Below are 23,243 nucleotides of genomic sequence, written 5' to 3'. Positions count from 1 at the left end.
AGGAGCCCCGAGATGGAATTCAGCCAGTACGACGTTAATGCCCTCATGCACATCACCAACCGGCCCTCGCTGGTGTTTACCGAAGGGCGCGGCATGTGGCTGACGGACAATAACGGCAAGCGCTATCTCGACTACCTGCAAGGCTGGGCAGTCAATTGCCTCGGCCATTCGCCACAGTGCGTCGTCGATGCCGTCAGCGCCCAAGTCGGCAAGCTGATCAACCCATCGCCTGCCTTCTACAACGAGCCCTCCATCGTGCTAGCCTCGATGCTGACCAAGCATTCCTGCTTCGACCGCGTGTTCTTTGCCAACAGCGGAGCGGAAGCCAACGAGGGCGCGATCAAGCTTTCGCGTAAATGGGGCAAGGTCAACAAGAACGCCGCCGGCGAAAACCGCTACGAAATCATCACCTTCAACCATGGCTTCCACGGCCGCACGCTGGCCACCATGTCGGCTTCCGGCAAGGCCGGCTGGGACACCATGTTCGCGCCGCAGGTGCCGGGCTTTTTCAAGGCCGAGCTGAACGACATCGCCAGCGTCGAAAAGCTCATCACCGACAAGACGGTCGCGGTGATGCTGGAGCCGGTGCAGGGTGAAAGCGGCGTGATCCCGGCTACCCGCGAATTCATGCAGCAACTGCGCGCGCTGACCAAGCAGCACAACCTGCTCCTGATCGTCGACGAAGTGCAGGCCGGCATGGGCCGCACCGGCGAACTGTTCGCCTATCAGTTGTCGAACATCGAGCCGGACATCATGACATTGGGCAAGGGCATCGGTGGCGGCGTACCGTTGTCGGCATTGCTGTGCCGCGAAGAAGTCGCCTGCTTCGAACCGGGCGAACAGGGCGGCACCTACAACGGTAACCCCGTGATGACCGCTGCCGGCATCGCCGTACTGACCGAGCTGCTCAAGCCGGGCTTCCTGCAGGAAGTCAAGGACAAGGGCGACTACATGGCGGCCCAGCTGCGCAAGCTGTGCGTCAAGCACGGGCTGGATGGGGAGCGCGGCGAAGGCTTGCTGCGCGCGCTCAAGCTGGGCAAGGACATCGGACCGAAGATCGTCGAGGCGGCGCGCGACCTGAATCCGATCGGCCTGCTGGTCAATTCGCCACGCCCCGACCTGCTGCGCTTCATGCCGGCGTTGAACGTGACGACCGAAGAAATCGATCACATGATCGCGATGCTGTCGGAAGTGCTGACCAAGCTCGGGCACTGATCCAGTCAGGTTTGCATCGCTCGCATTCCGGTGCGAGCTGTTTCGACATGCACATTTTCACAAAGCGGAAGGGCTTGCGCTATCTGGGGCAAGCCCTTCCGCTTCCTGCTGGCACGGCGGCACTCCGGCAAGCCTCCGGCATTCAGAACCGATACTCGGGATTCTTGGCATCGAAGGCATTCGGGGCAAGCGGCTTTCGCTGCAGCGATTCGAATACGATGTGCTCGAACACCTCGCCCTGATTGTCGCGGCTTTCCACCATGCGTATCATCGGCTCGCGCAAGTCGAGCCAGAAACGGGTCCGCTTTGCATAGTAAGGCGGCATGCCCGGATGCTCATACACCAGTTCGGCATAGCGGCTGATGCCATCGCGAACCACCTTGACGCTTGCCGGCCGCGTGGGCAAGTTGCTCGCCTGGGAGCGTTCCAGGTCGGCCTCCAGCTGCGCCACGATGAAACCCATGCCGAGGTCGCGCACCGTATGGCGCGACTGCGCACGCGCGATTGCCCCGTCAATGGGGACATTCATCGATACCACGCCAAACATGCCGCCCACGTGCGCGAGCATTTTCCTGCCGTCCTTGCCTGCGTCGTACAGCACCTCCTGCCCGGCCCGCGCGCCATCCTTTTCCCAGCGGGCGTAAATGGTCAGGGGCGCATGACGCAACCGTACGAACATGCGCTCCGGCGTGTCGGGCAATGCGTCGCTTTCCCTTACCCGTTCGCGGCGCAGCATGAGGAATTCGTATTCGGGGGTCTGAGCAACCATGCGCTTGATCGGGCAAAAAAGCGCGGACGATTCGAGCGACTGCAGGATGGCCAGCAATTGCGTATCCGTCGCCCTGGCCAGCTGCTGCCCGCTCATGCGCTGCACGAACCAGTCGCACTGCGCATTCGCCGGCATGGCTGACAGACGGTCGCGCAACTCGTCGGCCGCGCCCAAGGCCGCATCGTCGGCGGCAATTGCGGCCGACGCGCCAAGCAGCATGGCTGCCAATCCCGCAGCCAGCTTCGGTTTGAGTAATTTCATTACGAGCTCTCCTCCATGACATGGGGTGTACCCCCCAATTCTTTCAGCCATGCCAGCCCTTGCCGGATCAGCGGGCGGTCATCATCATCCCACGGATGGAAGCCCGGCCTGAAAAACCGCAGGTAGGCCGGGAGAATTTTCCAGAACAGCCCCGGATCGGTGCCGAAGAAAAACCGCATACCCTGCCACCAGACGCGCGGCTTGAACAGTTGCTTGTCGCGATAGAGAAAGACGACCAGGTTCCAGATGGTATCGAACGGAAAAAATACAGACATCAGCAACATCATCCACATCCGTCGCAGATAGCCGCCGCCAACCTTGACGTACAGATCGAAGGCGACCGCCTTGTGCTCCATTTCTTCCACTGCGTGCCAGAGCCAGATGCGGCGGAAATGCGGGTGCATGTCGGCCAGCCATTGCGGGTGCCGCACGAGCGCCTGCGCCATGATGGCGGTGAAGTGTTCGAGGCACACCGTCTGCGCCAGCCAGTCGATTTCCGGCGCCAACTTTTTCACCTGGGCCAGGTTGCGACCGATGCGTGCTTCCAGCCGGCCGGCGGGCAAGCCGATGGCGTCCAGCCAGCGGTTATACCGCCCGTGCTCGTGACGATGCCATCCTTCCTGGCCGATGAAGCCGCGGATGTCGCGCTCCAGGCCGGGATCGTCGTTGCGGCAGCGGAATGCCCGCACCGAATCGATGAAATGCTTCTCGCCATCGGGGAACAAGGTGCTGAGCGCATTCATGTAATGGGTGCGAAACACCTCGCCGCGATTCCAGTAGCGCGGCAAGTCTGCCGGCCATTCCTGTCCCAACCTGCGCGGCTGCAGCTGCGGTGGTGCGCCATGGTCGCGCTTCATGCATGTTCTCCGCGCCGCGCGCCCCGCATCATGAACCTGTTTGTTGACATCTCCCCCTCGTCTGTTTCTCACAATATGCAAAGTGAATATAGTTATTTTCGATAACTAAATATCAACATAAATCAAGCTTGATCTATTCGTAGGCGGGCGTGGGAAAAGTGCGATCCATGGTAAGAATTATTACGATGCTGCGCGTACCCGGCATGTCCACGAAGTCAGCGGTCCCTTCGACCATGCGACGGGCAAAAAAAAAGCGGCGCAATCTGCGCCGCTTTCCTTTTCAAGCGAGGTTCGAAAACTTCACTTCTTTCGCGCCGGCGGCAAGTCCGTGCACACGCCTTCGAACGCCTCGGCCGCCATGCCGATCGACTCGCCCAAAGTCGGGTGCGGATGGATGGTCTTGCCGATATCGACTGCATCGGCGCCCATTTCGATGGCCAGCGCAATTTCGCCGATCATGTCGCCGGCATGGGTGCCGACGATGCCGCCGCCGACGATGCGGTGCGTCTCGGCGTCGAACAGCAGCTTGGTGAAGCCTTCGTCACGGCCGTTGGCAGTCGCGCGTCCGCTCGCGGCCCACGGGAACAGGCCCTTTTCCAGCTTGATGCCCTTGGCCTTGGCTTCGTCCTCGGTGATGCCAACCCATGCCACTTCCGGATCGGTGTAGGCGACTGACGGGATCACGCGCGCATCGAAGAACGACTTCTGGCCTGCAGCGGCTTCAGCCGCGACATGCGCCTCGTGCACTGCCTTGTGCGCGAGCATCGGCTGGCCGATGATGTCGCCGATGGCGAAGATATGCGGCACGTTGGTGCGCATCTGCGAATCGACATTGATGAAGCCGCGATCGGTGACGGCAACGCCGGCCTTGTCGGCGGCGATCTTCTTGCCGTTCGGGCTGCGGCCGACGGCGACCAGCACCATGTCGTACAGTTGCGGCTCCGGCGCGGTGACCGATGCATCAGCCGCTTCGAAGGTAACCTTGATGCCTTCGGCCAGCGCTTCGACCGCGACCGTCTTGGTCTTGGTCATCACCTTGTCGAAACGCTTGTCGTTGAACTTCTGCCAGACCTTGACCATGTCGCGGTCGGCGCCCTGCATCAGGCCATCCATCATTTCGACCACGTCGATGCGCGCGCCGAGCGTCGAATAGACGGTTGCCATTTCCAACCCGATGATGCCGCCGCCGATGACCAGCATGCGCTTCGGAACGGAACGCAATTCCAGCGCGCCGGTGGAGTCCACAATGCGCGGATCTTCCGGCACGAACGGCAGCTTCACCACCGAGGAGCCGGCGGCAATGATCGCCTGCTTGAACTGCACCGTCTTCTTGCTGCCGTCGGCTGCCGTCACTTCGATATGGTTCGGGCTGACGAACTGGCCGACGCCCTGCACCACGTTCACCTTGCGCGACTTAGCCATGCCGGCCAGGCCCGTGGTCATCTTCTTGATGACCTTTTCCTTGTATTCGCGCAGCTTGTCGATATCGATCTGCGGCTTGCCGAAGGTCACGCCGTGCGCTGCCATCGCGGCAGTCTCGTCGATCACGGCGGCCACATGCAGCAGGGCCTTGGACGGGATGCAGCCGACGTTCAGGCAGACGCCGCCCAGCGTTGCATACTTTTCGACCAGCACGGTCGACATGCCGAGGTCGGCGGAACGGAATGCGGCGGAATAACCGCCGGGGCCGGCGCCCAGCACCAGCATGTCGCATTCGACATCGACCTTGCCGGCATAGCTGGCAGCAGCCGGCGCCGACGCGACCGGGGCTGCCACAGCCGGGGCCGAGGCCGGAGCGGCGGCAACCGGCGCTGGCGCCGGGGTTGCCGTGGCGGCGCCTTCGGCGGCTTCCAGCATGAGCAGCAAGGTGCCTTCGGAGACCTTGTCGCCGATCTTGACCTTCAGTTCCTTTACCACGCCGGCGTGGCTGGACGGGATTTCCATGCTGGCCTTGTCCGACTCGACCGTCACCAGCGACTGATCGACCTGGATCGTGTCGCCCGGCTTGACCAGCAATTCAATGACTTCGACTTCCTTGAAGTCGCCAATGTCGGGGACCTTGACTTCAATCATGCTCATAACTTTTGCTCCGTTGGCTCCCTGCCCTCTCGTCGAGGGAGGAAATATTGGTGTTATTCCTTCATCGGAAAACTGAATATCCGAAACGGTCCCGATGTGCTCTTGTCGAACTCGGCTCCGGACTGCACGCCGATTTCCGCGATTTTCCGCGCGTCGTACGCCTCGTTGTCATAGACCGCGTACATCGCGCCCAATGCAAAATTGCGCCCGCTGCCGATACCCCAGAAGCGGTCGAAACTGAATACCTCGCGGTACGAGTACACGCCGAAAATACCGTTCGGATTGGCGATCAGCGCAGTAATCTGCGACGACTCGTACGGATCGTCCTCGTCTTCCTTCGTGTTCAGGAAATACTTTTCTTTCAGTATTTCGTGCACCTTGGAAAACGTCTCGAACACTTCATCGCGGTTGTTCAGCCGGCATTCCTCGCCCATGCCGGTCAGCAGCTTGCGCATGACCGGAAAGTGCGCTGCGGTGCCGGCCAGGGTCACATAGGACTCCCCGACCGGGAAAACCTTTTCGTTCACTTCATACGCATGCGACAGGCGGGTGTCGCCGAACGTGACCAGGGAATCCGATGCAATCGCGATTTCGTTGTTCTTCTTGACGACTACGCAAGTGGTCATTGTTGATCTCCGCAAACAAGGAGGCGCTCAGGCCCGATGAAAAGAGACGAATTTTCTCATTTTCCAATGAGCCCGATGCCGCTCCTTAAGCCCGGATCACAGCAAGGTCTTGCGCATGTCGCCCAGTACTTCGGCGAGATAGACCGTAAAGCGCGCGCCCATGGCGCCGTCGATCACGCGGTGGTCGTACGACAGCGACAGCGGCAGCATCAGACGCGGCGCGAACTGCTTGCCGTCCCACACCGGCTTGATGGCCGACTTCGACAGGCCGAGGATGGCGACTTCCGGCGCGTTGATGATCGGCGTGAACGCCGTGCCGCCAATGCCGCCGAGCGAGGAAATGGTGAAGCTCGCGCCCTGCATGTCAGCCGGTTTCAGCTTGCCGTCGCGCGCCTGCGCGGACAGATCGCCCATTTCCTGGGCAATTTGCGAGATGCCCTTCTTGTCGGTATCCTTGATGACCGGAACCACGAGGCCGTTCGGCGTATCGGCGGCAAAGCCGATGTTGTAGTACTGTTTGAGAATCAGGTTCTCGCCCTTCTCGTCCAGCGAGGCATTGAAGGCCGGGAATTTCTTGAGCGCCGCAACGCAAGCCTTGATCACGAACGCCAGCATGGTGAGCTTGACGCCGGACTTCGCCATCGCAGCGTTGGAATCCTTGCGAAACTCTTCCAGGTCGGTCACGTCGGCTTCGTCGAACTGCGTGACATGCGGGATCATTACCCAGTTGCGGTGCAGGTTCGGGCCGCTGATCTTCTTGATGCGCGACAGCGGCTGCAACTCGGTCGCGCCGAACTTGGAAAAGTCGAGCGACGGCCATGGCAGCAGGTCGAGGCCAACTCCGGTGCCGCCCTTGCCGGCCGGCGCTGCGGAAACTGCAGGACCGCCTGCCATCACCGACTTCACGAAATTCTGTACATCTTCATGCAGGATGCGGCCCTTCGGTCCGGTGCCGGTAAGGCGCGCCAGGTCGACGCCGAGCTCGCGCGCGAACTTGCGCACCGACGGCGACGCATGCGGCTTGATGCCGTTGCCTTCGTGCGGCTCCAGCGCGGCGGTCGGCACCGACTTCGGTTGGGCCGGTGCCGGGGCAGGCACCGCAGCAGCAGGCGCTGCCGCAGCAGTTGCCGGTGCCGCAGGCGCGGGGGCCGGCGCTGCGGGCGCGGGCGCGGGCGCAGGAGCGGCTGCCGCGCCCTCGGTTTCGATCAGCAAGAGCAGCGAACCTTCGGACACCTTGTCGCCGACCTTGACCTTCAGTTCCTTCACCACGCCGGCATGGCTGGACGGGATTTCCATGCTGGCCTTGTCCGACTCCACCGTGATCAGCGATTGATCGACCTGGATCGTGTCGCCCGGCTTCACCATCAGTTCAATGACTTCGACTTCCTTGAAATCGCCGATATCCGGGACTTTGACTTCCTGCAAGCTCATAGTGTTAGCTCCGTTTATTCCCTTCCCCTTTGCGGAGGGAGGGCCGGGGATGAGGGTAGCGAGGCTCTGGCAGCGCGCTCATTTCTTTGGCCGCACAACGCCACCTACCCCTCCCCCCGAATTGTTAGTGTTATTCCAGCGTTACAGCGTCACCGGATTCGGCTTGTTCGGATTGATGCCGTACTTGGCAATCGCCTGCGCCACGACGTCCGGCTTGATCGTTCCGTCTTCGGCCAGCGCCTTGAGCGCGGCGACCGTCACATAATGCCGATCGACCTCGAAGAACTCGCGCAGCTTGGCGCGCGTGTCGGAGCGGCCAAAGCCGTCTGTGCCCAGCACCTTGTAGGTGCGGCCCCGCGGCATGAAGGCGCGGACCTGCTCGGCGAAAGTGCGCATGTAGTCGCTCGATGCGATGACCGGGCCGGTCGTGCCCTGCAACTGCTTCGTGATGTGCGCCACGCGCGGCGTTTCGGTCGGGTGCAGCAGGTTCCAGCGCTCCACGTCCTGGCCGTCACGCGCCAGGAGCGTGAACGACGGCGCGGACCAGACGTCGGCGGCAATGCCCCAGTCGTTCTGCAGCAGCGCGGCGGCTTCGATCACTTCGCGCAGGATGGTGCCGGAGCCCATCAGCTGCACGCGCTGCTTGGCAGCCTTATCGCCTTCCTGCAGCAGGTACATGCCCTTCAGGATGTCCTCTTCGGTGCCCGCCTTCAGGCCGGGATGGCTGTAGTTCTCGTTCATCACGGTGATGTAGTAGAACACGTCCTCCTGCTTTTCGACCATGCGCTTCAAGCCGTCGTGCATGATGACTGCCAGCTCGTGCGCGAAGGTCGGGTCGTACGGCAGGCAGTTCGGGATGGTCGAGGCCAGGATGTGGCTGTGGCCGTCTTCGTGCTGCAAGCCCTCGCCGTTGAGCGTGGTGCGCCCCGCCGTTCCCCCCAGGATGAAACCGCGGGCGCGCATGTCGCCGGCTGCCCATGCCAGGTCGCCGAAACGCTGGAAGCCGAACATCGAGTAATAGATGTAGAACGGCAGCATGACGCGGTTGCTGGTCGAGTACGACGTGGCCGCAGCAATCCACGAACTCATACCGCCCGCCTCGTTGATGCCTTCCTGCAGGATCTGGCCGGACTTGTCTTCGCGGTAGTACATCACCTGGTCGCGGTCGACCGGCTCGTACAACTGTCCTTGCTGATTGAAAATGCCGATCTGGCGGAACAAGCCTTCCATGCCGAAGGTGCGGGTTTCATCGACCAGGATCGGTACCACGCGCTTGCCGAGGTTGGGGTCACGCAACAGGGTCGTGATGATGCGCACGAAGGCCTGCGTGGTGGAGATTTCGCGGCCCTCGGCAGTCGCGTCGAGCACTGCCTTGAACGCCGACAGTTCCGGCACCGGCAGCGTTTCGTCGGCCTTCATGCGGCGCTGCGGCAGGTAGCCGCCCAGCGCCTTGCGGCGCTCGTGCAGGTATTGGATTTCCGGCGTATCGTCGGCCGGCTTGAAGAACGGGATATCCGGCAGCTGTTCGTCCGACACCGGAATGCCGAAGCGGTCGCGCATTTCGCGCACGGCTTCGTCGTCGAGCTTCTTGGTCTGGTGGGCAGTATTGCGCGCCTCGCCCGACTTGCCCATGCCGAAGCCCTTGATGGTCTTGACCAGCAACACGGTCGGCTGGCCCTTGTGCTCCTGCGCCTGTTTGAAGGCGGCGTAAATCTTGTGCGGGTCGTGGCCGCCGCGGTTCAGGCGCCAGATGTCGTCGTCCGACATTTTCGCCACCATTTCCAGGAGCTTCGGATGCTTGCCGAAGAAGTGCTTGCGCACGTAGGCGCCATCCTTGGCCTTGTAATTCTGGTATTCGCCGTCGACGGTTTCCATCATCACGCGCTGCAAGATGCCGTCCTTGTCGCGTGCCAGCAGCTCATCCCAGTAGCTGCCCCAGATGACCTTGATGACGTTCCAGCCGGCGCCGCGGAAATCAGCTTCCAGTTCCTGGATGATCTTGCCGTTGCCGCGCACCGGGCCGTCCAGGCGCTGCAGGTTGCAGTTGACGACAAACACCAGGTTGTCGAGGTGTTCGCGGCCGGCCATGCCGATGGCGCCCATCGATTCCGGCTCGTCCATCTCGCCGTCGCCGCAGAAGGCCCACACCTTGCGGTTGGCGGTATCGGCGATCTGGCGTGCATGGAGGTATTTCAGGAAACGCGCCTGGTAAATCGCCATCAGCGGGCCCAGGCCCATCGACACGGTCGGGAATTGCCAGAAATCCGGCATCAGCTTCGGGTGCGGATAGGACGACAGGCCCTTGCCGTCGACTTCGCGACGGAAGTTAAGCAATTGTTCTTCGGTAATGCGGCCTTCGAGGAAGGCGCGGGCATAAATGCCGGGCGCGGAATGGCCCTGGATATACAGCAGGTCGCCACCGTGGTTTTCGGTCGGCGCGTGCCAGAAATGGTTGAAGCCGATGCCCAGCATGTTGGCCAGCGATGCAAAGCTGGAAATATGGCCGCCGAGGTCGCCATCGGCGCGATTGGCCTTCACCACCATCGCCATCGCATTCCAGCGCATCCAGGAGCGCAGGCGCTCTTCATATTCCAGGTTGCCGGGGCAATGCTCGCCGAGATGGGCGGGAATGGTGTTGACGTAAGCGGTATTGGCGGAAAACGGGATGTGGGCGCCGCGGCGGCGCGCCAGGTCGACCATGCGCTCCATCAGGTAATGGGCGCGCTCCGGGCCTTCTGATTCAATCACGGCTTCGAGCGCGTCAAGCCACTCCTGGGTTTCCATTACATCGGGATCGTTGGCGGCTTGCGCCAGAACTTGGTCGAGCTGGGCGGACATGGTGTGTCTCCTGGTTAGGGCCCCGGCCTTGATGAGGACCGGGCTGTTTTGACAAGATTTTTCCGGGATCGTGCGCGGTGAAAAGATTCTAACAGCACTCTTGCAACTTTTCAAATTACGGGATAGCTTTCCATAATGCGGAAAATACGTAGTGCGCCGCACCATGCTTTTCCACCTGTTGCATTCCATGCGCCATCGTTTTGCAGCATGAGGCAAGCGGCGACTTATAATCTTGTTTTAAACCGTACCCACCTCAACAACAACCATGTCTGCACAAATCATTAACGGAACCGAACTTTCCCAACAATTGCGCGCCGACGTCGCCAAACGCGCCGCCGCGCTGGCCGCGCAAGGCAAGCAGCCCGGACTGGCCGTAATCCTGGTCGGCGACAATCCGGCGTCGCAAGTCTATGTGCGCAACAAGGTGAAAGCCTGCGAAGACAACGGCATTTATTCGGTGATGGAAAAATATGATGCAGACATGACCGAAGCGGCGCTGCTGGCGCGCATCGATGCGCTGAACAAGGACCCGAAAATTAACGGCATCCTGGTGCAACTTCCCTTGCCGGCCCACATCAATTCGCATAAGGTGATCGAAGCGATTGCACCGGAAAAGGATGTCGACGGCTTCCACATCAGCAATGCCGGCCTCTTGATGACCGGCCAGCCGCTGTTCCGCCCTTGTACCCCGTACGGCGTGATGAAGATGCTGGAATCGATCGACTATCCGGTGCGCGGCGCGAACGCGGTCGTGGTCGGTGCCTCCAACATCGTCGGCAAGCCGCAAGCCATGCTGCTCTTGCAAGCGGGCGCAACCGTCACCATCTGTAATTCGAAGACCAGGGACCTCGGCCATCACACGCGGCAAGCCGACATCCTGGTGGTTGCGACAGGCAAGCGTAATATTGTCACCGCCGACATGATCAAGCCGGGCGCAGTCGTCATCGACGTCGGCATGAACCGCGACGACAATGGCAAGCTGTGCGGCGACGTCGACTTCGCCAATGCCAAGGAAGTCGCCGGCTACATCACGCCGGTACCAGGCGGTGTCGGGCCGATGACAATTACCATGCTTCTCGTTAATACTATTGAGGCCGCAGAAAGAAGCTGACCTGATGACTAATCCCCTGCTCGATTTTTCCGATCTGCCGCGTTTCGACGCCATCCGACCGGAGCATGTCACGCCGGCCATTTCCGCCTTGCTGGAGGAGAACCGCGCTCTGGTTGCTCAGCTGGAGGCGCCAGTGCCAGGCGGCGCCGACGCCAAGGTAACCTGGGACAACTTTGTCGAACCGCTCGACAATACGACGGAAAAACTCGGGCGCGCCTGGGGCATCGTCGGTCACTTGAACGCGGTCGTCGATACGCCCGAACTGCGCGCGGCCTACAACGAGAACCTGCCCAAGGTCACCGAGTTCTGGACCGAACTGGGCCAGAATCTCGCGCTGTTCGACAAGTACAAGGCGATCAAGGCCGGCGGCGAATACATGACGCTGTCGCCGGCGCGCCAGAAAATCATCGAAAATGCGCTGCGCGACTTCCGCTTGGGCGGCGCGGAGCTGCCAGACGACAAGAAGACACGCTTCGCCGAAATCCAGGAACAGCAAGCCGCGCTGTCAACCAAATTCTCGGAAAACGTGCTCGACGCAACCAACGACTACGCGCTGTATGTCGACGACGAAGCCGAACTCGCCGGTCTGCCCGACGACATCAGGCAGGTGGCCCGTGCCGCCGCACAAAAGGATGGCAAGAGCGGCTTCAAGTTCACCTTGCATTTCCCGTCCTACTTCCCGATCCTGCAATACGCCGACAAGCGCGAATTGCGCGAAGCGATCTACCGCGCCAACGTGACCAAGGCGTCGGAACTCGGTGCCGCTTTTTCAAAATGCGCAGAATGGGACAACACGCAAAACATCGCCGACATCCTGAAGCTGCGTGACGAGGAAGCCAAGCTGCTCGGTTTCCCGAATTACGCCGAAGTGTCGCTGGTGCCAAAGATGGCGGAATCGCCGCAACAGGTGATCGGCTTCCTCGAAGACCTTGCCAAGCGCGCGCGCCCGTTTGCGGAAAACGACCTGGCCGAATTGCGCAGCTTCGCGAAGAACGAGCTGGGGCTCGACCAACTCCAAGCCTGGGACGTCACCTATGCGTCTGAAAAGCTGCGCGAAAAGCGCTATGCGTTTTCGGAACCGGAAGTGAAGCAGTATTTCCCGGAGCCGAAAGTCATCGAAGGCTTGTTCCGCGTGGTGCAGACCCTGTTTGCGGTCGACATCAAGCCCGATACCGCCCCCGCCTGGCACAAGGATGTGAAATTCTTCCGCATCGAGAAGGATGGCCGTCTGCTCGGCCAGTTCTATCTCGACCTGTACGCGCGCAACGGCAAGCGCGGCGGCGCCTGGATGGATGACGCGCGCGGACGCCGCCTGACCAAGAACGGCGTGCAGACCCCGGTGGCCTACCTGACCTGCAATTTCAGCGAACCGTCTACCGTCGACGGCAAGACCAGGCCGGCATTGTTCACCCATGACGAAGTCATCACGCTGTTCCATGAATTCGGCCACGGCCTGCATCATATGCTGACCGAGGTGGAAGAACTTGGCGTATCCGGCATCGCCGGCGTCGAATGGGACGCGGTCGAACTGCCGTCGCAGTTCATGGAAAACTTTTGCTGGGAATGGGATGTGCTGCAGCACATGACCGCGCATGTCGATACCGGCGCACCGCTGCCGCGCGCACTGTTTGACAAGATGACGGCCGCCAAGAATTTCCAGTCCGGCTTGCAGACGTTGCGCCAGGTCGAATTTGCGCTGTTCGACATGCACCTGCACTACGACTTCGATCCGCACGGCAGCAGGACCGCGCAGGATGTCCTCAACGATGTGCGGCACCGCGTCGCGGTGATGATTCCGCCGCCATTCAACCGCTTCCAGAATTCCTTCGGCCATATCTTTGCCGGCGGCTATGCGGCCGGCTACTACAGCTACAAGTGGGCGGAAGTCCTGTCGGCGGACGCCTATGGCGCTTTCGAGGAAGTCGGCGCCACCGGCGGCAATATCCTGTCGGTCGAGACCGGTCGCAAGTTCCAGCGCGAAATTCTGGGCATGGGTGGGTCGCGTCCCGCACTCGAATCGTTCAAGGCATTCCGCGGACGCGAGCCGACGATCGATGCGCTATTGCGGCATAGCGGCATGACGTCTTGAAGCATTAAAGGGAGCAATAATGACACCACGGAAAGTGAGACTGGCAGCCGCGACGCTGGTGTTTTGTGCCGCCGGCGCGCAGGCGCAGCTTTATAAATGGGTCGGACCGGATGGCAAGGTAACTTACAGCGATACGCCGCCACCGACGTCGGCCAAACAAGTGGAAACCAAAAATATTTCCAGCAGCAACGTCGATACTGCCAACTTTCCCTATGAATTGGCGCAGGCGGTAAAAGCCAGCCCGGTGACCCTATATACGACAAAGAATTGCGCGCCCTGCGACGAGGGACGCGCGCACCTGCGCACGCGCGGCATCCCGTTCACCGAAAAGACCGTCAACACTGGCGAAGACCTGGAACAATTCCACAAGGCGGGCGGCGAAGGCAAGGACTTGCCGTTCCTGACGGTTGGCCGGGCCAGGGAACGCGGATTCTCCGCCAGCGCCTGGAACAGCGCGCTTGGCACAGCCGGTTATCCCGAAACCAACATGCTGCCCAAGAGCTACCGCGCACCGCAAGCACAGGCAGCCGCGCCGGCGCCCGAGCCCGCCACCAAGGCCAGAACGGCAAGCGCCGCCAAGCAGGCGGAACCGCCGCGCCCGACAGAGCTGCCGCCGGCAATCGGCAACGCGCCGCCGGGATTTCGGTTTTAAATTTCACTCAATGACTCGCATCGATTTTCACAGCAACGTCCCGGACAAGCTAGGCTACGCCTGCCGTCTGGTGCGCAAGGCGCGCGCCGCAAACTGCCGGATCGTGGTGCTGACGCAGGACACGGCGGACCTGGCGACGCTGGACCAGCAGTTATGGACCTTTTCCGAGCTGGATTTCCTGCCACATGTGACCGCCGGCGATCCGCTGGCCGCCAGCACGCCGGTCATCCTGACCGACAGCGACGACGCCGACCTGCCGCACTATCACATCCTGATCAATCTGTCGGCGCGCACGCCAGCGCATTTTGCCCGCTTCGAGCGTATGTTCGAAATCATCTCGTCGGCCGACGACGACACGATGGCCGGGCGCGAACGCTACCGCTTTTACCAGCAGCGCGGCTATCCATTAACCCATTATGTCGCCGACAAGGCATGAACAACCCTACCCGTGAATCAGGCATTCCCGTCCTGACAGAAGTCATCGCGCCGCCCCAGGCGGCTCCCGCCCCGCAAGCGCCCGCAGAGGATTCCGCGTCATCGGAAACGGTGCAGGCGGAGCAACCGCAGCAACAAGCAGCGGCCGAGTGGGACGAAGAGCGCTGGACGCGCCTGGAGCGTGAAGTCCGCGAACGCGTGTTGCACCAGGTGCTGGAGCGCATCGATTTCGTGCTGGAACAGCGGGTGCGTGACAGCTTGGCCGACGTGCTGCAACTGGCGGTCGAAAACCTCGCTGCCGAGATCAGGAGCGGCCTGCACCACACCGTGAAGGATGTCGTCACGCGCGCCGTCACCCAGGAAATCTCGAAACTGCAATCGACCAAAAAATAAGAAATGAAAGTCATCGTCTTAGGCTCGGGCATCATCGGCACTGCCTCGGCCTGGTTTCTTGCCAAGGATGGCCATGAAGTGACCGTGCTGGAACGACAGCCCGGTCCGGCGCAGGAAACCAGTTTCGCCAACGGCTGCCAGATCTCCGTGTCGCACGCCGAGCCCTGGGCCAATCCGCACGCGCCCTTCAAGATCCTGAAGTGGCTCGGCAAGGAAGACGCCCCCCTGCTGTTTCGCCTGCGCCCCGAATGGCTGCAATGGAAATGGGGATTGAGTTTCCTGCGCAATTGCACGCCAGGCCGCACCGCCTACAATATCCGCCAGATCATCGCCATCGCCGAATACAGCCGCCAAGTCTTGCAGACGGTGCGCGCCGAAACCGGCATTCAGTACGACCATCTGACGCGCGGCATCCTGCATTTCTACACCGATCCCAGGGATTTCGAAGCATCGCTGCCGGCGGCAAAACTGATGCGCGAGCTCGGTTGCCCGCGCCAGTCGATCGGCGCCGACGAAGTGGTGAGGATCGAACCGGCACTGGCGAAGATCCGCGACAAGATCGTTGGCGGTGACTACACGGCGACCGACGAGTCGGGCGACATCTACAAGTTCACCACGGGCCTGGCGCACAAGGCGCAGCAAGCCGGCGCACAGTTCCGCTTCAACACTTCAATCACCCGCCTGCTCACGCAAGGCACCGGCGCGACCGCCACGGTCAGCGGCGTCGAAGTCATCGATGGGCAGGGACGCCACCAGGTGCTGCGCGCCGACGCCTTCGTGGTGGCGCTGGGCAGTTTCTCGGTACCGCTGCTGCAGCCGCTTGGCATCGAACTGCTGGTCTATCCCGGCAAAGGGTATTCCGCCACCTATCCCGTGGTCAGGAGTGACGCCGCGCCCGCCGTGTCGCTCACCGACGACGGCTACAAGCTGGTGTTCTCGCGCCTGGGCGACCGCCTGCGGGTGGCCGGCACCTGCGAGCTGAACGGCTACGGGCGCGACCTCAACAGCGTGCGCTGCGAGGCGATCACGCGCCGCACGCGCGAACTGTTTCCGGATGCCTGCGACTACGACAATCCGGCCTACTGGACCGGCCTGCGGCCGCTGACGCCGTCCAACGTGCCCTACATCGGCAAAACGCGCTACGCCAACCTGTTCCTCAATACCGGCCACGGCACGCTCGGCTGGACCATGGGCTGCGGCTCCGGCCGCGCCATCGCCGACATCGTTTCCGGACGCACGCCCGAGGTCGACTTCGCGTTCACCGGCATGGCGCGCACGCGAGTCAGCCATGCTGCCGCGTCCCGTACGGCCCGCATATAAGGCCGCGGCAAAAGACGCCGTCACTTCGACACGCGCACGTTCAGCTCGGGCAGTTTTTCGTCGAAGGCGATGCGGGTGGCGAACTTGGCCCGCTTCATCGGGAAGCGCGACTGGAAGTGGCGCACATTGCCCGACCCCGAAATGACGCGCCGCACAAACTGGTAGTAGGCGTCCATGTCGATCACATGCACTACGAGGAAGTAATCGTATTCGCCGGACACGAAGTAGCACTGCATGACCTCGGTCTCCTTTGCCATGCGCGCCTCGAATTCCTGCATATGCTCGTCGGACTGGTTGTTGAGCGACACCTCGAGGAAGGCCAGCATGCCGTAGCCCAGCGCGAACGGGTCCACCAGCGCCACATCGGCACTGATGATGCCCGCTTCGCGCAACTCGCGCATGCGGCGCAGGCAGGTCGGCTGCGAGATATGCACTTTCTCCGCCAGGGTTCGGGTCGGGATCTGGTTATCCTTCTGCAGCAGATTGAGCAGCTTGCGGTCGACCTTGTCGAGTGCATGGAGTTTAGGCATATGAAAAATGAAGAAATTTACAAAAATCGACTAGAAAGCCCTTTTCGAACTTTTTTTTCTGTTGTACCGTCATGCTGTTCAGAAATCTGAATAGGTTAGAGATCTCAAAGAGTGTTGCAGCAACCCTGTAACTTTTCAATCCTGAGGAGAAATTATTCTATGCAGTTCAAGACAAAAATGATTCCGTTGGCTGGCGCGATCGCCTTTGTATTCGCAGGCGCTGCATCGGCACAGGAACAAGTGGTCAAGATCGGCCATGTCGGCCCGATCTCCGGCGCGATCGCCCATCTGGGCAAGGATAATGAAAACGGCGCGCGCATGGCCATCGACGAATTGAACGCAAAGGGCGTGACCCTCGGCGGCAAGAAGGTCAAGTTCGAACTGCTGGCCGAAGACGACGGTGCCGATCCGAAGCAGGCGACCTCAGCCGCCCAGAAGCTGGTCGACGCCCATGTCAACGGCGTGATCGGCCACCTGAACTCCGGCACCACCATCCCGGCATCCAAGATCTACCACGACGCCGGCATCCCGCAGATTTCCCCGTCCGCGACCAACCCGAAGTATACCCAGCAAGGCTTCAAGACTGCATTCCGCGTGGTGGCCAACGACGGCCAGCTGGGCGGCACGCTGGGGCGCTATGCGGCAGACCAGATGAAGGCGAAGAAGGTTGCCGTGATCGACGACCGCACCGCTTACGGTCAGGGTGTGGCCGAAGAATTCGTCAAGGGCGCCAAGGCCAAGGGCGTGCAAGTGGTGGCGCAGCAGTACACCAACGACAAGGCGACCGACTTCAACGCAATTCTGACCGCCATCAAGGCTAAGAATCCGGACGTCGTGTTCTTCGGCGGCATGGATGCCGTGGCCGGCCCGATGCTGCGCCAGATGAAGGCACTGGGCATCAACGCCAAGTTCATGGGCGGCGATGGCATCTGCACCGAGAATCTCGTCAATCTCGCGGGCGACGCTATCGGCGAGCCGGGCAAGATCGTGTGCGCCGAAGCCGGCGGCGTGGAAGAAGCGCAGAAGAAGAGCATGGACGATTTCCGCGCAGCGTACAAGAAGAAGTTCGGCATCGACGTCCAGCTCTACGCGCCGTACGTGTATGACGCTGTGATGGTCATGGCCGATTCCATGAAGAAGGCCGACTCGGCCGACCCGGCCAAGTACCTGCCGCAGCTGGCCAAGGCCAACTACAAGGGCGTAACCGGCACGATCGCCTTCGACGCCAAGGGCGACATGAAGAACGGCACCCTGACGCTGTACACCTACAAGGGTGGCAAGCGCGAGCAAATCGCCGTCGTGAAGTAATTCACCGCCGCGACAAGCAAAAAGCCCTGGTCATTGACCAGGGCTTTTTTTCGTTCGGCACCAAGCCAAAATGAAAAAGCGCCCGACGGGCGCTTTTCGTGTCGCCTGCAGCGGGCGATTACTTCTGGCTCAGCACCCACTTCACGAGGGTACGTGCTTCAGCCTCGTTGACTTGGGTATTGGCGGGCATCGGGACCGGGCCCCAGACGCCGCTGCCGCCCTTGAGCACTTTCTGGGTCAGCTTGTCTTCTGCATCCTTCTGGCCTGCGTATTTGGCGGCAACATCCTTGAATGCCGGGCCAACCACTTTGTTCGCAACCGCGTGGCAAGCCATGCAATTCTTCGCCTTCGCCAGATCGGCGTTTGCCATTGCGGCATTGGACACGAGAGCACCCGCAGCCAGGAATACCAACAAAGAACGTTTCATTACTTTCTCCATAAATATGGCTTGCGCCACGATTCCTATTATTTTGCAGAAACGCTACGCTAGCACGACTGGTTGACGATGTCGATTGGGGGGTACAATCTTTTTCGGGAACTTGTAGAAAACAACGCCGACATGCCACTCATCATTATCATAATTGCACTATCCGCCCTGCGCTACTTCGAGGTCGGACCATTCGCCGATTTATCATGGTGGTGGATCGTCGGCTTGTTCGGCGCCGCGTTCGTCTGGTTCGAATTCATCGAACGGGCCTTCGGGCTGGACAAGCGCAAGGCGCACGAGCAGCTGGAGAAAGCCCGGCAGGAACGGGTAAAGAAGACTTTCGAGAAATAAAAAAGGGCGGTGGATTCACCGCCCTTTTTCTTTCATCGCTGCCGCTTATCGCTTCAGCTGCGACAGGTCGCGCACCGCGCCGCGATCGGCGGATGTGGCCAGGGCAGCATAGGCCTGCAGCGCCTGCGACACCACGCGTTGCCGGTTCGCCGGCTTCCATGCCTTGTCGCCCTTGGCTTCCATCGCCGCGCGGCGCCGCGCCAGTTCCTCATCGCTCACCTTCAGGTGCATGCGGCGCTCGGGGATGTCGATCTCGATCGTGTCGCCGTCTTCCACCAGGCCGATGGTGCCGCCTTCCGCTGCTTCCGGCGAAGCGTGACCGATCACGAGCCCGGACGAGCCACCCGAGAAGCGGCCGTCGGTAAACAGCGCGCAGCTCTTGCCCAGGCCCTTGGACTTGATGTACGAGGTCGGGTACAGCATTTCCTGCATGCCCGGGCCACCCTTCGGACCTTCGTAGCGAATGATAATCACGTCGCCTTCTTTCACGACGTCACCCAGGATCGCATCCACCGCATCGTCCTGGCTCTCGAACACGCGCGCGGTGCCGGTGAACTTGAGAATGCTTTCATCGACGCCAGCGGTCTTCACGATGCAACCGTTTTCCGCCAGATTGCCGTACAGGACCGCCAGGCCGCCGTCCTTGGAATACGCATGCTCCTTGTCGCGGATGCAGCCGTGTGCGCGGTCGTTGTCGAGCTTGTCGAAGCGTTTGTCCTGCGAGAACGCCGTCTGCGTCGGCACGCCTCCCGGCGCTGCCAGGAAGCGCTGGCGCACTGCCGGGTCCTCGGTGCGCATGATGTCGTTGGCGGCAATCGCGTCGCCCAGCGTCTTGCTGTGGACGGTCGGCACGCTGGTGTCGAGCAGGCCGGCGCGGTCCAGCTCGCCCAGGATGCCGACGATGCCACCGGCGCGGTGCACGTCTTCGATGTGGTAATCCTGGGTCGCCGGCGCGACCTTGCACAGGCACGGCACCTTGCGCGAAATACGGTCGATGTCTGCCATCGTGAACGACACGCCCGCTTCCTGCGCGGCGGCCAAGAGGTGCAGCACCGTGTTGGTTGAGCCGCCCATCGATACGTCCAGCGCCATCGCGTTTTCAAATGCGGCCTTGGTCGCGATATTGCGCGGCAGGACGGAAGCGTCGTCCTGCTCGTAATAGCGCTTGGCAATCTCCACCACCAGGCGGCCGGCGCGCAGGAACAGCTGCTTGCGGTCGGCGTGGGTCGCAACGATCGTGCCGTTGCCCGGCAACGACAAGCCGAGCGCCTCGGTCAGGCAGTTCATCGAGTTGGCGGTGAACATGCCGGAGCATGAGCCGCAGGTCGGGCAGGCGGAACGTTCGATGTTTGCCACCTGTTCGTCAGAGACAGTCGGGTCGCCCGCCTGGATCATCGCGTCGATCAAGTCGACCTTGATGATCTTTTGCGAACCTTCCTGCTTGCCGTGCAGCGCCTCGATTACCTTGCCCGCTTCCATCGGGCCGCCGGACACAAATACGGCCGGGATGTTCAGGCGCATCGCGGCCATCAGCATGCCGGGGGTGATCTTGTCGCAGTTGGAGATGCACACCATCGCGTCGGCGCAGTGCGCATTGACCATGTATTCGACCGAGTCGGCGATCAGCTCGCGCGACGGCAGCGAATACAGCATGCCGCCGTGGCCCATGGCGATCCCGTCGTCGACTGCGATCGTGTTGAATTCCTTCGCCACGCCGCCGGCCGCCTCGATCTCGCGCGCCACCAGCTGCCCCATATCCTTCAGGTGCACATGGCCCGGCACGAACTGGGTGAAGGAATTGACCACCGCAATGATCGGCTTGTTGAAGTCGCCGTCTTTCATGCCGGTAGCGCGCCAGAGCGCGCGCGCGCCGGCCATATTGCGGCCATGGGTGGTGGTATAGGAACGGTATTGCGGCATGAGGTGGGTCTCCGAACTGTTGATTGAAGCGGCGCTACGAATGGGCGAAATTCGCCCCGAAGGGGGCAAAAACGCCTAGAGTGCCTTGCACCTAGCCGCGTGTCAAATATATGATTCATTCCCTATTAAGTCGATTTGCATATGAGTATTGAATTGCGGCAATTGCGCTATTTCGTCGCCGTGGCCGAAGAGAATCATTTCGGCCGCGCTGCCGCGCGCCTGCACATGACCCAACCCCCCCTGTCACAGACGATCCAGGCGCTGGAAGCCACGCTTGGCACGCCGCTTTTCAGTCGCACCAAGCGCAGCGTCACGCTCACGCCGGCCGGTGCGGCCTTATTGCCGGAAGCGCGCCGTATCCTGCAACAGGCGGGTGCCCTGCCCGATCTGGCGCGGCGCGCGGCATCGGGCGAGTCGGGAATGCTGTCGCTGTCCTTCGTGTCGACTGCCGACTACAGCGTGCTGCCGCCACTGCTGCGCGAGTTCCGCGAGCATTATCCGAAAGTCCAGATCGAGCTGCGCGAAGCGACGACCGATGTGCAAATTGACGACTTGATGCAGGGCAGAATCGATGCCGGCTTGCTGATCCCGCCGCTGCATGACAAGGCGCGCGCCGAACTGGACTACATGACGGTGCTGTCGGAAGCGCTGGTGCTGGCCGCGCCACAAGGAACCCGGGCATTGCGCGGCAAAAGCAGCGCGACGCTGAAAGCGGTTGCCGATATGCCGCTGATCATTTTTCCGCGCCGTATCGCGCCCGCATTCCATGACGCGATTCTCGGCTGCTTTCGCGATGCAGGCTTGACACCCCGCATCGGACAGGAAGCGATCCAGATGCAAACTATCGTCGGTCTGGTGTCGGCGGGTATGGGCGTCGCACTTGTGCCACAATCGGTGTCGAATTTAAAACGCCCCGGCGTCGAATACAAGGCGCTTGCGGACAAGACGCTGCACGTCGAAACCGGCCTGGCCTGGCGCCGCGATAACATATCGCCGGTATTGCGCAGCTTTCTCGAACTTATGCGAAAGAAAAAATAGATGTTAGTTCATCCCTTACCGAACCCGATTGCGATCACGCTCGGCCCGATCAAGGTGCACTGGTACGGCCTGATGTACCTGGTGGCGTTCATCCAGTTCCTATTGCTGGGGCGTGTGCGGGCGCGCCAGCCGCATATGGCGGCGGCCGGATGGAAGGCCGAACATCTGGACGACATGCTGTTCTATGGCGTGCTTGGCGTGGTGATCGGCGGGCGACTGGGCGAAGTCCTGTTCTACAACCCGGCCTATTATTTCTCCAATCCGCTGGAAATCTTCGCGGTCTGGAAAGGCGGCATGTCCTTCCATGGCGGCTTCCTCGGTGTGATGCTAGCGATGTGGTTGTGGGCGCGCAAGGCGGGACGGCGCCTGGTCGATGTGTACGATTTCATTGCCCCGATGGTGCCGCTCGGGTATGCGGCCGGGCGCATCGGCAATTTCATCAATGCCGAGCTGCCGGGCCGCGTGGCCGACCCGTCGCTGCCATGGGCAATGATCTGGCCCAACGTCGACAACCTGCCGCGCCATCCGTCGCCGATTTACCAGGCCCTGGTCGACGGCGTCCTGTTGTTCGTCATCCTATGGATTTATGCGCGCAAGCCGCGCCCGCCGCTCGCGGTCGGCGCGATGTTCGTGATGCTGTACGGGATGGCGCGCTTCTTCACCGAGTATTTCCGCACTCCCGACTATGAAGTGACGTTTGCCGGGATCACGATCTCGGCCGGCCAGATGCTGTCGCTGCCGATGATCGTCTTCGGCGCCGCAGCGCTGTTCGTCACCTACAGGATGCACCGCAATTCCGCCACCCGCGCGTAGGTTCCCATGGCAGAAATTCGACTGGAAAAGAAGGACGTCGTCGCCACGGTCACGCTGTCCAATCCGCGCAAGCTCAACGCAATCAACGTGGCGATGTGGAATGCGCTGACGCGTATTTTCACCGCGCTGTCAGAGGATGAATCGCTGCGCTGCGTGATCGTGTGCGGCGACGAGCATAACTTCGCGGCAGGCGCCGACGTCGAGGAATTCTCCTCCGTGCGCAATACGATGGCGCAAGGCATGCGTTATCACACCGAAACCATTGCGCAGGCACTGGCAGCGATTTCGCAATGCCGGCATCCGACCATCGCCGCCATCGAAGGCGTATGCGTCGGCGGCGGGCTCGAAATCGCCAGTGCGTGCGACATCCGCATTGCTGCGCCCGGCGCACGCTTCGGCATTCCGATCAACCGCCTGGGGTTTCCGCTGGCGCCGGGCGAACTGCAATACCTGCTGCAACTGGTCGGCAAGGCGGTGGCGCTGGAAATCCTGCTCGAAGGCCGGGTATTCGATGCGGCCGAGGCAAAGGACAAGGGGCTGCTCAACCGTATAGTGGACGATGTTCCTGCGGAAGCGCGCAGGACCGCGCAACGCATTGCGCAGGGTGCGCCGCTGGCCGCGCGCATGAACAAGCAGTTGATACGGCGCCTGGCCCCGGTGTCCGAGCCGTTGACCGAACAGGAACTGCAGGAAGCATTCGCCTTCCTTGCGTCGCAGGATTACCGCGAAGGCGTGCAGACTTTTCTCAGCAAGCGCAAACCTGTTTTCTCGGGAAAATAG

The 23,243-nt window shown here is 61.4% G+C and carries 21 protein-coding genes; 12 read left to right on the top strand and 9 right to left on the bottom strand.

Annotation, left to right across the window (positions count from 1 at the left end; genetic code table 11):
* The first annotated feature begins 12 nt into the window (after window positions 1-12).
* Window positions 13-1,215 carry an acetylornithine transaminase gene (locus tag TSA66_RS24810; RefSeq protein ID WP_040041961.1) on the top strand — a complete coding sequence of 401 codons (1,203 nt, stop codon included), beginning with the start codon at window positions 13-15 and terminating at the stop codon, window positions 1,213-1,215.
* Between the two features lie 142 nt (window positions 1,216-1,357).
* On the opposite strand, the gene TSA66_RS24805 is transcribed toward TSA66_RS24810, so the two are convergent.
* The 6 genes from TSA66_RS24805 to aceE form a co-directional block, all read right to left on the bottom strand.
* Window positions 1,358-2,245: a DUF1571 domain-containing protein gene (locus tag TSA66_RS24805; RefSeq protein WP_052452589.1), complete on the bottom strand. Its 888-nt coding sequence runs from the start codon at window positions 2,243-2,245 to the stop codon at window positions 1,358-1,360.
* Window positions 2,245-3,102 carry a metal-dependent hydrolase gene (locus TSA66_RS24800; RefSeq protein WP_040041960.1) on the bottom strand — a complete coding sequence of 286 codons (858 nt, stop codon included), beginning with the start codon at window positions 3,100-3,102 and terminating at the stop codon, window positions 2,245-2,247. The genes TSA66_RS24805 and TSA66_RS24800 overlap by 1 nt, the downstream gene beginning before the upstream one ends.
* A gap of 300 nt (window positions 3,103-3,402) precedes the next feature.
* Window positions 3,403-5,181 carry a dihydrolipoyl dehydrogenase gene (lpdA, locus tag TSA66_RS24795; protein ID WP_040041959.1) on the bottom strand — a complete coding sequence of 593 codons (1,779 nt, stop codon included), beginning with the start codon at window positions 5,179-5,181 and terminating at the stop codon, window positions 3,403-3,405.
* Window positions 5,182-5,234: 53 nt separating this feature from the next.
* The gene (locus TSA66_RS24790) at window positions 5,235-5,807 is read right to left on the bottom strand and encodes an Ntn hydrolase family protein (RefSeq protein WP_040041958.1); all 573 of its coding nucleotides are present in this window, start codon (window positions 5,805-5,807) and stop codon (window positions 5,235-5,237) included.
* A 96-nt stretch (window positions 5,808-5,903) separates the two neighbouring features.
* A complete protein-coding gene (gene aceF / locus TSA66_RS24785; RefSeq protein ID WP_084199885.1) occupies window positions 5,904-7,238 on the bottom strand; it encodes a dihydrolipoyllysine-residue acetyltransferase in 1,335 nt (444 codons plus the stop codon).
* 141 nt (window positions 7,239-7,379) lie between these two features.
* A complete protein-coding gene (aceE, locus tag TSA66_RS24780) occupies window positions 7,380-10,076 on the bottom strand; it encodes a pyruvate dehydrogenase (acetyl-transferring), homodimeric type (RefSeq protein ID WP_040041957.1) in 2,697 nt (898 codons plus the stop codon).
* A 265-nt stretch (window positions 10,077-10,341) separates the two neighbouring features.
* On the opposite strand from aceE, the gene folD reads away from it, so the two are divergent.
* From folD to TSA66_RS24750, 6 genes are read left to right on the top strand one after another with little or no spacing between them, the layout of a single operon-like run.
* Entirely contained in the window at window positions 10,342-11,187 is an 846-nt protein-coding gene (folD, locus tag TSA66_RS24775; RefSeq protein WP_040041956.1) for a bifunctional methylenetetrahydrofolate dehydrogenase/methenyltetrahydrofolate cyclohydrolase FolD, read from the top strand.
* A gap of 4 nt (window positions 11,188-11,191) precedes the next feature.
* A complete protein-coding gene (locus TSA66_RS24770; RefSeq protein ID WP_040041955.1) occupies window positions 11,192-13,276 on the top strand; it encodes a M3 family metallopeptidase in 2,085 nt (694 codons plus the stop codon).
* Between the two features lie 19 nt (window positions 13,277-13,295).
* A complete protein-coding gene (locus tag TSA66_RS24765) occupies window positions 13,296-13,928 on the top strand; it encodes a glutaredoxin family protein (protein WP_040041954.1) in 633 nt (210 codons plus the stop codon).
* Window positions 13,929-13,938: 10 nt separating this feature from the next.
* On the top strand, window positions 13,939-14,364 hold the full coding sequence (locus TSA66_RS24760; RefSeq protein ID WP_040041953.1) for a DNA polymerase III subunit chi: 426 nt from the start codon (window positions 13,939-13,941) through the stop codon (window positions 14,362-14,364).
* Complete coding sequence (locus TSA66_RS24755; RefSeq protein ID WP_040041952.1) at window positions 14,361-14,756, top strand: hypothetical protein; 396 nt, start codon at window positions 14,361-14,363, stop codon at window positions 14,754-14,756. Before TSA66_RS24760 ends, TSA66_RS24755 begins: the two co-directional genes overlap by 4 nt.
* 3 nt (window positions 14,757-14,759) lie before the next feature.
* The gene (locus TSA66_RS24750; RefSeq protein WP_040041951.1) at window positions 14,760-16,076 is read left to right on the top strand and encodes a D-amino acid dehydrogenase; all 1,317 of its coding nucleotides are present in this window, start codon (window positions 14,760-14,762) and stop codon (window positions 16,074-16,076) included.
* A 20-nt stretch (window positions 16,077-16,096) separates the two neighbouring features.
* Here TSA66_RS24750 and TSA66_RS24745 read toward each other — a convergent pair whose 3' ends face one another.
* The gene (locus TSA66_RS24745) at window positions 16,097-16,606 is read right to left on the bottom strand and encodes an Lrp/AsnC family transcriptional regulator (RefSeq protein ID WP_040041950.1); all 510 of its coding nucleotides are present in this window, start codon (window positions 16,604-16,606) and stop codon (window positions 16,097-16,099) included.
* Between the two features lie 159 nt (window positions 16,607-16,765).
* On the opposite strand from TSA66_RS24745, the gene TSA66_RS24740 reads away from it, so the two are divergent.
* Window positions 16,766-17,914: a branched-chain amino acid ABC transporter substrate-binding protein gene (locus TSA66_RS24740; RefSeq protein ID WP_040041949.1), complete on the top strand. Its 1,149-nt coding sequence runs from the start codon at window positions 16,766-16,768 to the stop codon at window positions 17,912-17,914.
* A gap of 118 nt (window positions 17,915-18,032) precedes the next feature.
* Here TSA66_RS24740 and TSA66_RS24735 read toward each other — a convergent pair whose 3' ends face one another.
* Window positions 18,033-18,341, bottom strand: coding sequence for a c-type cytochrome (locus tag TSA66_RS24735; protein WP_040041948.1), 309 nt, complete (start codon window positions 18,339-18,341; stop codon window positions 18,033-18,035).
* A 132-nt stretch (window positions 18,342-18,473) separates the two neighbouring features.
* On the opposite strand from TSA66_RS24735, the gene TSA66_RS24730 reads away from it, so the two are divergent.
* Complete coding sequence (locus TSA66_RS24730; RefSeq protein ID WP_040042991.1) at window positions 18,474-18,692, top strand: TIGR04438 family Trp-rich protein; 219 nt, start codon at window positions 18,474-18,476, stop codon at window positions 18,690-18,692.
* A gap of 45 nt (window positions 18,693-18,737) precedes the next feature.
* Here TSA66_RS24730 and ilvD read toward each other — a convergent pair whose 3' ends face one another.
* Window positions 18,738-20,612, bottom strand: a complete 1,875-nt coding sequence (gene ilvD, locus TSA66_RS24725) for a dihydroxy-acid dehydratase (protein ID WP_040041947.1) — start codon at window positions 20,610-20,612, stop codon at window positions 18,738-18,740.
* Between the two features lie 141 nt (window positions 20,613-20,753).
* Here ilvD and TSA66_RS24720 point away from each other — a divergent pair, with 141 nt between their 5' ends.
* The 3 genes from TSA66_RS24720 to TSA66_RS24710 are packed head-to-tail and all read left to right on the top strand — an operon-like array spanning window position 20,754 to window position 23,243.
* A complete protein-coding gene (locus TSA66_RS24720; protein WP_040041946.1) occupies window positions 20,754-21,650 on the top strand; it encodes a LysR substrate-binding domain-containing protein in 897 nt (298 codons plus the stop codon).
* Window positions 21,651-22,463: a prolipoprotein diacylglyceryl transferase gene (lgt, locus tag TSA66_RS24715; protein ID WP_040041945.1), complete on the top strand. Its 813-nt coding sequence runs from the start codon at window positions 21,651-21,653 to the stop codon at window positions 22,461-22,463.
* 6 nt (window positions 22,464-22,469) lie between these two features.
* On the top strand, window positions 22,470-23,243 hold the full coding sequence (locus TSA66_RS24710; protein ID WP_040041944.1) for an enoyl-CoA hydratase/isomerase family protein: 774 nt from the start codon (window positions 22,470-22,472) through the stop codon (window positions 23,241-23,243).

This window comes from Noviherbaspirillum autotrophicum (assembly GCF_000818395.1).
In the GTDB taxonomy this organism is placed as follows: domain Bacteria; phylum Pseudomonadota; class Gammaproteobacteria; order Burkholderiales; family Burkholderiaceae_D; genus Noviherbaspirillum; species Noviherbaspirillum autotrophicum.
Note: the sequence above shows the minus strand (reverse complement) of the source record. Positions and strands in the feature narration are given on the sequence as shown.

What these genes read in the sequence shown, in the direction of transcription:
- TSA66_RS24810 (WP_040041961.1), top strand. Translation starts at nt 13, where the DNA reads ATGGAATTCAGCCAGTACGACGTTAATGCCCTCATGCACATCACCAAC.
- TSA66_RS24805 (WP_052452589.1), bottom strand. Translation starts at nt 2,245, where the DNA reads ATGAAATTACTCAAACCGAAGCTGGCTGCGGGATTGGCAGCCATGCTG.
- TSA66_RS24800 (WP_040041960.1), bottom strand. Translation starts at nt 3,102, where the DNA reads ATGAAGCGCGACCATGGCGCACCACCGCAGCTGCAGCCGCGCAGGTTG.
- lpdA (WP_040041959.1), bottom strand. Translation starts at nt 5,181, where the DNA reads ATGAGCATGATTGAAGTCAAGGTCCCCGACATTGGCGACTTCAAGGAA.
- TSA66_RS24790 (WP_040041958.1), bottom strand. Translation starts at nt 5,807, where the DNA reads ATGACCACTTGCGTAGTCGTCAAGAAGAACAACGAAATCGCGATTGCA.
- aceF (WP_084199885.1), bottom strand. Translation starts at nt 7,238, where the DNA reads ATGAGCTTGCAGGAAGTCAAAGTCCCGGATATCGGCGATTTCAAGGAA.
- aceE (WP_040041957.1), bottom strand. Translation starts at nt 10,076, where the DNA reads ATGTCCGCCCAGCTCGACCAAGTTCTGGCGCAAGCCGCCAACGATCCC.
- folD (WP_040041956.1), top strand. Translation starts at nt 10,342, where the DNA reads ATGTCTGCACAAATCATTAACGGAACCGAACTTTCCCAACAATTGCGC.
- TSA66_RS24770 (WP_040041955.1), top strand. Translation starts at nt 11,192, where the DNA reads ATGACTAATCCCCTGCTCGATTTTTCCGATCTGCCGCGTTTCGACGCC.
- TSA66_RS24765 (WP_040041954.1), top strand. Translation starts at nt 13,296, where the DNA reads ATGACACCACGGAAAGTGAGACTGGCAGCCGCGACGCTGGTGTTTTGT.
- TSA66_RS24760 (WP_040041953.1), top strand. Translation starts at nt 13,939, where the DNA reads ATGACTCGCATCGATTTTCACAGCAACGTCCCGGACAAGCTAGGCTAC.
- TSA66_RS24755 (WP_040041952.1), top strand. Translation starts at nt 14,361, where the DNA reads ATGAACAACCCTACCCGTGAATCAGGCATTCCCGTCCTGACAGAAGTC.
- TSA66_RS24750 (WP_040041951.1), top strand. Translation starts at nt 14,760, where the DNA reads ATGAAAGTCATCGTCTTAGGCTCGGGCATCATCGGCACTGCCTCGGCC.
- TSA66_RS24745 (WP_040041950.1), bottom strand. Translation starts at nt 16,606, where the DNA reads ATGCCTAAACTCCATGCACTCGACAAGGTCGACCGCAAGCTGCTCAAT.
- TSA66_RS24740 (WP_040041949.1), top strand. Translation starts at nt 16,766, where the DNA reads ATGCAGTTCAAGACAAAAATGATTCCGTTGGCTGGCGCGATCGCCTTT.
- TSA66_RS24735 (WP_040041948.1), bottom strand. Translation starts at nt 18,341, where the DNA reads ATGAAACGTTCTTTGTTGGTATTCCTGGCTGCGGGTGCTCTCGTGTCC.
- TSA66_RS24730 (WP_040042991.1), top strand. Translation starts at nt 18,474, where the DNA reads ATGCCACTCATCATTATCATAATTGCACTATCCGCCCTGCGCTACTTC.
- ilvD (WP_040041947.1), bottom strand. Translation starts at nt 20,612, where the DNA reads ATGCCGCAATACCGTTCCTATACCACCACCCATGGCCGCAATATGGCC.
- TSA66_RS24720 (WP_040041946.1), top strand. Translation starts at nt 20,754, where the DNA reads ATGAGTATTGAATTGCGGCAATTGCGCTATTTCGTCGCCGTGGCCGAA.
- lgt (WP_040041945.1), top strand. Translation starts at nt 21,651, where the DNA reads ATGTTAGTTCATCCCTTACCGAACCCGATTGCGATCACGCTCGGCCCG.
- TSA66_RS24710 (WP_040041944.1), top strand. Translation starts at nt 22,470, where the DNA reads ATGGCAGAAATTCGACTGGAAAAGAAGGACGTCGTCGCCACGGTCACG.